The sequence below is a fragment of the Leuconostoc sp. genome (genome assembly GCF_965300815.1).
Genome location: NZ_CBDKZH010000064.1, coordinates 1 through 8,063, shown reverse-complemented (window position 1 = coordinate 8,063; position 8,063 = coordinate 1). Strand labels below are relative to the sequence as shown.

General features: G+C 44.7%; 9 protein-coding genes and 1 pseudogene. All 10 read right to left on the bottom strand.

Annotation, left to right across the window (positions count from 1 at the left end):
• Window positions 1-1,191, bottom strand: a 1,191-nt coding sequence (locus ACW12G_RS05330) for a family 1 glycosylhydrolase (RefSeq protein ID WP_455647444.1), incomplete at its 3' end; no start/stop codon positions are given.
• Window positions 1,169-1,375 (bottom strand): ROK family protein, encoded by a 207-nt coding sequence (locus tag ACW12G_RS05325; protein WP_455646759.1) that lies wholly within the window; start codon window positions 1,373-1,375, stop codon window positions 1,169-1,171. The genes ACW12G_RS05330 and ACW12G_RS05325, both read right to left, overlap by 23 nt.
• Before the next feature lie 4 nt (window positions 1,376-1,379).
• Window positions 1,380-1,604 (bottom strand): alpha/beta hydrolase, encoded by a 225-nt coding sequence (locus ACW12G_RS05320; RefSeq protein WP_455647443.1) that lies wholly within the window; start codon window positions 1,602-1,604, stop codon window positions 1,380-1,382.
• Window positions 1,605-1,616: 12 nt separating this feature from the next.
• Complete coding sequence (locus ACW12G_RS05315) at window positions 1,617-2,429, bottom strand: alpha/beta hydrolase fold domain-containing protein (protein WP_455647442.1); 813 nt, start codon at window positions 2,427-2,429, stop codon at window positions 1,617-1,619.
• Between the two features lie 12 nt (window positions 2,430-2,441).
• On the bottom strand, window positions 2,442-3,635 hold the full coding sequence (locus ACW12G_RS05310) for an MFS transporter (RefSeq protein WP_455647441.1): 1,194 nt from the start codon (window positions 3,633-3,635) through the stop codon (window positions 2,442-2,444).
• Between the two features lie 99 nt (window positions 3,636-3,734).
• Window positions 3,735-3,923: a helix-turn-helix domain-containing protein gene (locus ACW12G_RS05305; protein ID WP_243129883.1), complete on the bottom strand. Its 189-nt coding sequence runs from the start codon at window positions 3,921-3,923 to the stop codon at window positions 3,735-3,737.
• 21 nt (window positions 3,924-3,944) lie between these two features.
• Window positions 3,945-4,226 (bottom strand): hypothetical protein, encoded by a 282-nt coding sequence (locus tag ACW12G_RS05300; protein WP_455646756.1) that lies wholly within the window; start codon window positions 4,224-4,226, stop codon window positions 3,945-3,947.
• Window positions 4,223-4,606 carry an AraC family ligand binding domain-containing protein gene (locus ACW12G_RS05295; protein WP_455647440.1) on the bottom strand — a complete coding sequence of 128 codons (384 nt, stop codon included), beginning with the start codon at window positions 4,604-4,606 and terminating at the stop codon, window positions 4,223-4,225. Before ACW12G_RS05295 ends, ACW12G_RS05300 begins: the two co-directional genes overlap by 4 nt.
• A gap of 89 nt (window positions 4,607-4,695) precedes the next feature.
• Window positions 4,696-6,162 (bottom strand): annotated as a pseudogene (locus ACW12G_RS05290) (glycoside hydrolase family 1 protein).
• 12 nt (window positions 6,163-6,174) lie between these two features.
• Window positions 6,175-7,884, bottom strand: coding sequence for a glucose PTS transporter subunit IIA (locus tag ACW12G_RS05285; protein WP_455647439.1), 1,710 nt, complete (start codon window positions 7,882-7,884; stop codon window positions 6,175-6,177).
• Window positions 7,885-8,063 lie beyond the last annotated feature (179 nt).

Below are 8,063 nucleotides of genomic sequence, written 5' to 3'. Positions count from 1 at the left end.
CTTCTTATAGCGCTTGGCACTGCCTTCGCCAAAATCATCTAAATCAACATAAATATAAACATAACGCTTCTTCATTTCGCCTGTACCGGCCGACACAATATCAATCGGCCCCCAAGACAAGTAACCAATAACGGGAATCCCATCATTAACCACTGCTTTTTCAACTTCAGCAATGTGCGCCCCTAAATAAGCTATTCGGTAATCATCATGCACAGTCGGCTCATCAGTAGTCGTGTCAAGTTGGTCATACGCCCCAAACCCATTTTCAACAATCATAATTGGCAACCCTGGATAAAGGTCGTTAATTTCATTCAACGCATAGCGTAAGCCTTGTGGATCAATTGCCCAGCCCCAATCACTGGCTTTGATTTCAGTGTTGGGGACCGTTTCCCATTGCGTGGCCGCGTCTAATTCCGCATCCGTATCCGTCTTTGCCCGAATGACCGATGACGCATAGTAAGAAATGCTCAAATAATCCACCGTACCAGCAGCTAAATCTTCAAAATCTTGCGCCGTCACATCAGCACGCCAGCCCGTACGGGCAAATAATTGTTCCAATTCATGTGGGTAAGCGCCACGAATATGCACATCGCTAAACCAATCACGTTGCTGTCTGGCTTTTTGCACTGCCAATTGATCAGCTGGTTTTGTCGATGCAGGATAAAGCGTCCCAACATTTAACATTGCACCAATTTTAAAGTTTGGATTGATGTCATGCCCGATACGTACCGCACGGGCACTGGCAACCAATTCGTTATGGGCCGCTTGATACATCGCGGCTTGCCGTTCGTCAACCGTCATCTCTGGCGTGAATTTCAAACCAGAATTCGTCCACACGAGAAATTCTGACAGACTACTCTTTTCCGCTTGATTGGCCTGATTGGAAAGGTCGGTATCTAGTACCATAAAGCTCAATTCACCTGCTTGGAAATGGCTCCCAGCATATAATTGGCTATTTAAAATTAACCCACCACCGACACCGGTGCCTAATACCACGGCGGCACCATTTTGAACATTTTTAAGATTTCCCAGCCATAATTCTGCCAATGCTGCCGCTTTCCCATCGTTTTCAACACTAACTGGCACGGCTAACTGTAAGGCTGCCGGTAAATTCACTTGGTCTAAAAACTGTAAAGCCCCACCACCATAAATCGTTTCATCATGATGATCAACCTTGCCTGGTACCGCCAATGCCAACGCCTTTAATTTGGTCTTGATACGGCGCTACAATAGCCGTCAATTGCGCCATAAATGCCGGTAAATCCGTCGCGACGGTCGGCGTGCTATGTTTTTCAATTAATTCACCCGCACGATTAACGATGCCATACTTTAAATTCGTCCCACCAATGTCAATGGCCAAATAATTACGATCCATTTTATCACTCCTTTTTAACAGCAAACGCGACTGCTTCACGCAATGCATCCTCGGCTTGTGCGAAATCACCAACTTTATCCATAAACGCATGCGTCATGCCGTTGTAGCGTAGATATGCTGCTTGCCCACCACTTGCTCGCACTTTTTGGATAAACGCCTCACCTTGAAAACGTAATGGATCATACTCCCCAATCACAGTCAGCGACGGCGGTAATTGCGCTAGCGCCACGGTTTCCGCTAACTAAGGTGATAGATATTCGCTCGTGGCATCACTTTCCCTTATATAAATTTTGTCAATTAAACCCTCGCCAGCAAAAAAGCCTTGTAAGTAGGGCAATAACAATGCCTCATCAGCCACAGCAATGGGATAGCGCCGCACATCACTCAGCCACGCAGCCAACCGTGGATCGTGTGCTTGATAGGTCACTGGATAAAAAGCAATCATCTTGGTAATCGCGTTAACACCTAGTGCACGATCTAACAAACCTAAGCTATAAACAAAACCGCCACCAGCAGAGTCCCCTAATACGGATACCCTTGTGGTATCAATCGGCCAACCACTCTGATTGAGTGTCCAAGCAATTGTTTGATAGGCTTCCAAAAAACCTTCTGGGTAAGGATGCTCCGGTGCTAGGGCCCAATCCACTGAAACCACCCGTACATCACCCAAATCAGCTAAGGCCCGTGCTGGCTTATCGACATTATCCAAAGATCCGCCAAAGAAGCCACCACCATGATAGAAGAAAATAACAGGCACTGTTTGGTCGACCAAACGTGTCTTAACATACGTTCGCAATGGTACACCATAGGCCGTAGTCGTATCCACGATGGTTAACTCATGCGTGGCAATATCTCGGGCCGCTGGCCACCCCATTGCTGCACGCAGCGTAGCAATATCTGGGGGTGTCATGTCTTGCTGATCGACAGTTTGCGTTTGGGCCGCCACTAATTCAGCCCGTGCCTTGGGATCTAAGACCCCACCTGTTTGCGTATCTGGCACTAATTTAATGACGAAGCCATTCGTCTGATCGATTTGTGTGTTAAATTGTGTCAAAGTCCCATCCTCCTATGATGCCTTATGGTTGGTCGCTTGTAGATTACCAACGCTAACTGAATCGCAGCCAATAAGAACATCCGTGGCCACTAACAGTGTTGCTTTATTTGTTGTCTGTCCCGTTAATGGTGTGACCAAAGCTAAAATCTGTGGTGACAAGAAAACAGCCACATTAATGCCGACCAACATCAGCGCCGACGATAAATTTGAAGTTCCCACGGGCTGTACTTCTGCTACCCGTCCAAAGACGGCCGGCATGAAAATAGGTAATCCCAAACCTACAAAACTCACACCGATCCAGACCATCATCACTGTATTGGCTGAGATAATCGCCCATAGCCCCAGACCAGCAAAGATTAAACCAGTCGGAATCGTGAGCCGCCGTAAATGCTTATAGATTTTCCCATACAAGAGACTGGGCACCAAACCCAGCAAAGACATCACACTAAGTTGGGCAGCCGCCGTAGCAGCAGTCCCTAGTCCCTGTTCAACCAAGAAACCAGCTAGTTTAAGCATTAAGCCAAAGTAAAAGGCGAAAAAAGTTGCAATTAGGACAACATAGCCAAGAACCGCAACATTCGTTGTTGCTTTCTTTTTGACGGATGCTTGTGTGTTATCAGCCACTACCACAACCTTAGTCAGTTGATCAATTTTCCCAGCAAATAAACCAAACAAGATTAGCGGTACAACAAACAGCCAGTTGACATTAAAGGCCATTTGCCAGCCACTCGTGACTAACAAACCAACAACAAATGCCGCTGCGGCATTACCGACTGTACCGACAGCGGATTGAAAACCTAGCATCGTCTGCCGTTCTTCCCCGTCATAAACAGCCATGATTAAACTATAGGCCAAATTATTAAACAGCCCTACGCCAACGCCCAGCAAGAGACGAGAGATAAAAATCACCGGATATTGTGTCACAAAGACTGGTACCAAGCCCGCCAGCAGTGCTAATACTAAACCGATCAAGGTTGCGTGACGCGCACCAATGTGTTTGACAATCCATGAACTGGGCAACACGGTAATAAGTAGTGAAATGGTTGGTAACGTTGTGAGCATCTCCACTTGTGTCGGTGGATATTGTTTAAACGCCGCAATCATTGCCGGTAAGGCAGTTGAGACAGCAGTCGTCACCGTTAACACTAATGAAATTGAGAGAATCGCCAGTTTGAATAACCTAGCGTTTTGAACCGATGAATCCATATCCGATAACCTCATTTCTACCATTTAAAAAGCGCTTCAATATCTTATATTGTAAGCGCTTTCTTTTTAGAAACGACGCAATTATCGTCTTTTTTTAAGTCAGTTTGTGAACTGTTGCCGATATTTTTTGGGTGACATACCATACGTGTTTTTAAATAATCGTTCAAAGGATTTGACGTCACCAAAACCTGTCATGTCGGAAATCCAGCTAATTGATTTATTGGTATTCATGAGGTATTGATAGGCTTTATGCAACCGAATCGTCTGTAAATACTCAAGTGGTGTCATCTGTAACTTCATTTTAAAATATCAGGACAAATAACTTGTGGAGACACCAAAATGCGCCGCTAGCGCTGAAACCGTCAGACCGTTGTGGACATTTGCTTTGATATACCACAAAATTTGATATAATTTGTCGTCCTTCGCCTGAATCAAATGCGGTTTCACACCAAAATCATGGTTGGAAAAATGTAGCACTAATTCATCTAAAATGTCATAAGCTAAACGCGTAATCCGTAGGTAGTTTGTTGGATCATTTTTCACCGTATGGTGCATCGCATAAAAATAGTCAACCAATCCCGTACTCGTCACACGATCAATTCCATTAGGATGGGTAACAAAAACAAGCTCAGAAATGTTGGGTAAGGCCGTCCGCAAAAAGCATTATTAAAAAATAAGGTCATCGCTTCACTACCAATTTTTTGCAACGGAATCGTATGGATACTGGCTGAATTAATCACTAACACATCTCCGGTCTGCGTATCAAAAGTCTGACCATCAATCGCAAATTGGTCAATATGCCCGCTCACCGTTAAATTCAATTCTAATTCTTCATGCCAATGCCGTGGTACTGCATGTTGCTGTTCTTTCGCATTATGAATAATCCAATACACTGGCAAGTTCAGCGCTACCGGTTTGACAATTTCATGTGTAAACGGTTCGCCCATGTCACGATTAGCTTGCGACCTCATTTGCTGTCCTCTTTCGCACAATTTTATCTATCATATCACAATTTGAAAACGGTTACATAAAAACCGAGGCATCACCCTCGGTTCATTTCTTAATCAAATGCGGCCGCACCACGCGTCGCAATCATGTGTTGATACCAATAAAAACTGTCTTTGCGTCGCCGGTCAAATGTTCCCTGACCTTGGTCATCCATGTCAACATAAACAAAACCATAGCGTTTAGAAAACTCCGATGTCCCTGCTGACACCAAATCAGTAATCCCCCAAGTCGTGTAACCCAAAAGTTCAACGCCATCTTGAATGGCTTCATACATTTGTTGAATATGTTGCTTCACATAATCAATGCGATACTCATCATGAATCTGACCATCAGCTGTCACCGTATCAAGCGCTCCTAAACCATTTTCGACAACAAACAGCGGTACTTGATAACGATCATACAAATAATTTAACGTGATGCGCAAGCCAACCGGATCAATCTGCCAGCCCCAATCTGAACTCTCTAAATACGGATTGGCCTCACCGTTAACAAAATTACCCGATGTTTTTTCAATATTTGCGCCTGGCTCATGACGCGCCACCGTGCTCATATAGTATGAAAATGACATAAAGTCAACTGGATTAGCCGCCAATATTGCCTCATCTGAAGGTGCTATCTGCAAATTAATGCCATTTTCAGCAAAGAAACGCTTAGCATAGGCAGGATACTTACCACGTACCTGCACATCTGAATAAAATAGATTTTCGTGATCCAACTTTAAGGCCTGCAAGACATCTAGTGGATTAGGTGTTGCCGGATAAGCTTGCATTAGCGCCAGCATCATCTCAATTTTCAAATCAGGGTTCAGCTCATGCGCAAATTGTGTCACTAAACTAGAAGCAACAAACTGATGGTGCGCTGCTTGGAACCGATCTTGTAGGGTATACGCGTCATCATCTGACAGTAAAGCACCGCCCACGTAACCAGACACCCCGATAACATTGATTTCATTAAAAGTTAACCAGTACTTCACTTTATCTTGATAACGCGTGATTACCGTTTTGGAATACTTCACAAATAAATCAATTACCGCGCGGTTTTTCCAACCACCATAATTCAGTGCGATGCCAATCGGCGTTTCGTAATGCGATAGCGTGACCAACGGTTCAATATTGTATTTGCGTAATCCATCAAACACTGCATCATAGAATTGTAAGCCAGCTTCATTGGGTACCGCATCATCCCCATTAGGAAAGATACGTGACCAAGCAATCGACAGTCGAAACGTCTTGAGTCCCATTTCTGCATATAACGCAGTATCTTCTTTTTAGCGATGATAGAAGTCTGAACCCCAACGCTTGGGATAGCGTCCCTCTGCATCATTTAAAGCTGCCAAGACCTTATCTTTGCTCATTGGTGCTGTAAAATCGAGTGCGGTCTTACGATCCTTGGGATCAATGGCTACCGCGGTATCCGACGTGGCCGGCCCACGCCCACCATCTTGCCAGCCGCCTTCAAATTGATTGGCCGCAGTGGCGCCACCCCAGAGAAAGTCTGCCGGAAATTGTTTCGCTTGCATATTAATGCCTCCTTATTTTTTCAGGAAAATCAAGTCACTTGCTGTCGTGACAGTCGGTTCATTGGTCGTTTCCATTGCGACATATTGTGGCGAATTTGTCACAATAACTGGGGTTACCACCGGATAGCCCGCAGCTTGAATGGCCGCAACGTCAAATGATACTAGCTTTTGACCTGCTTTCACGTGATCGCCTTGAGCAACGTGTGCGGTGAAATATCGGCCATTTAATTCCACGGTATTCATGCCAATATGGATTAACAATTCAGCACCATTTTCTGTGACAAAGCCAATCGCATGCTTGATCGGGAACAAAATCTTTACTTCACCTGCTGTTGGTGCCACAATTTCGCCTTGACTCGGATCAATAGCAATCCCTTGTCCCATTGCCCCCGAAGCAAAGACTTCATCGGCTACGTCTGCCAAAGCAACTGTCTTACCAGCCAACGGACTCTTGATTGTTTCACTCTGTAGTTCAACCTGAGCTGATGTCCCTTGAGTACTTGACGTCGTGCCGGCAGTGGCTGGGACTGACTTATCGTAAAGCTTTGGCACTTTGACAAACATCATCCCCACAAAGCTGAGGACAATCGCCAAAATGGTGCCAATAATCATGTGCATCACACCCGTCAAACTACCATTTGGTCCGATATAAGATGGGTACATGAAGATACCCAGGCCACCGTTGATGTAAGTCAAGACCTTAAAGTAACCAAGATAGGCCCCGACAATACCTGAAGAAATAATAGAAACAATAAATGGCGTTTTCATAGGTAATGAATAACCGTAAATCGCCGGTTCTGTCACCCCAAAGATGGATGAAATAATAGCTGGGATAACCCCTGTCTTCACCTTCTTTTCCTTTGTCTTAACCCAAACACCAGTTAATGCACCTGTTTGAGTGAAGTTTGGTAAAGCAGCGGCCGCCATCAATGGTGAATAACCCATTGTTGCAATTTGCGTGATAATCAATGGGACAATACCCCAATGTAAGCCAAACATGACCAAAATCTGCCAACCCGCACCCATGGCAAAACCATACAGAATTGGGCCCATGTTATAAACAGTGACAAAGAAAGCGCCGACGGCGTTAGAAGCCGTATTAGCAATTGGTCCAACAACTAAGAACGTCAACCACAACGTGACAAAAATCGTCACCATTGGGACAAAGAACATCTTCACGTTATCATGGGTGTGGCGCTTCATAAAGTGTTCAATTTTTGAAGCAACATAAATTGCCAAAATAATTGGCAAAACCGTACTATAATAACCACCCGCTGGTATTTGAATCGTCAAGCCCATAAATGGTTTGGCAGCGGCTAAAATCGCCGTAATGCCTTTTAAAATACCGGCAGCGGCCAACGCGCCCAAAATAGGTTGAAACAGGTTTGACACGACATCAATAAAGCGATCAAACCAATTCCCCTTTGGTCCGGCAGTGTCTTCGGTATCAGCTGCCGTGTCCCCACCAACGGGGAGATGCCCCACCTTGACGACTTCATCGTAAACATCTGGCACTTGATTACCAATCACAACTTGATATTGACCGCCAGCTTTTACCACAGTGACAACACCGTCAAGTTGTTGCAAATATTCGGTATCGGCCAGACTTTCGTCTTTGAGATTGAACCGCAAACGCGTTACACAGTGCCGCAGACCATCCACATTTTCACTGCCGCCAACATGCGCTAAAATATCTTCAGCTAACTCTGTATATTTAGCCATCTTTCTTCCTCTATTCCTAAAGCTTTTACTACCTATAATTGTAAGCGCTTTCAATAAAGAGAAATCCAACTTTTTGCGGCTAAAATCGTCAATTTATGAACTTAATACAACCTAACACGACCAATTTGCCGCTTTTTTGGCTTAAAAAATAACGACAGAGGTCGTTATGTGAGATGTAT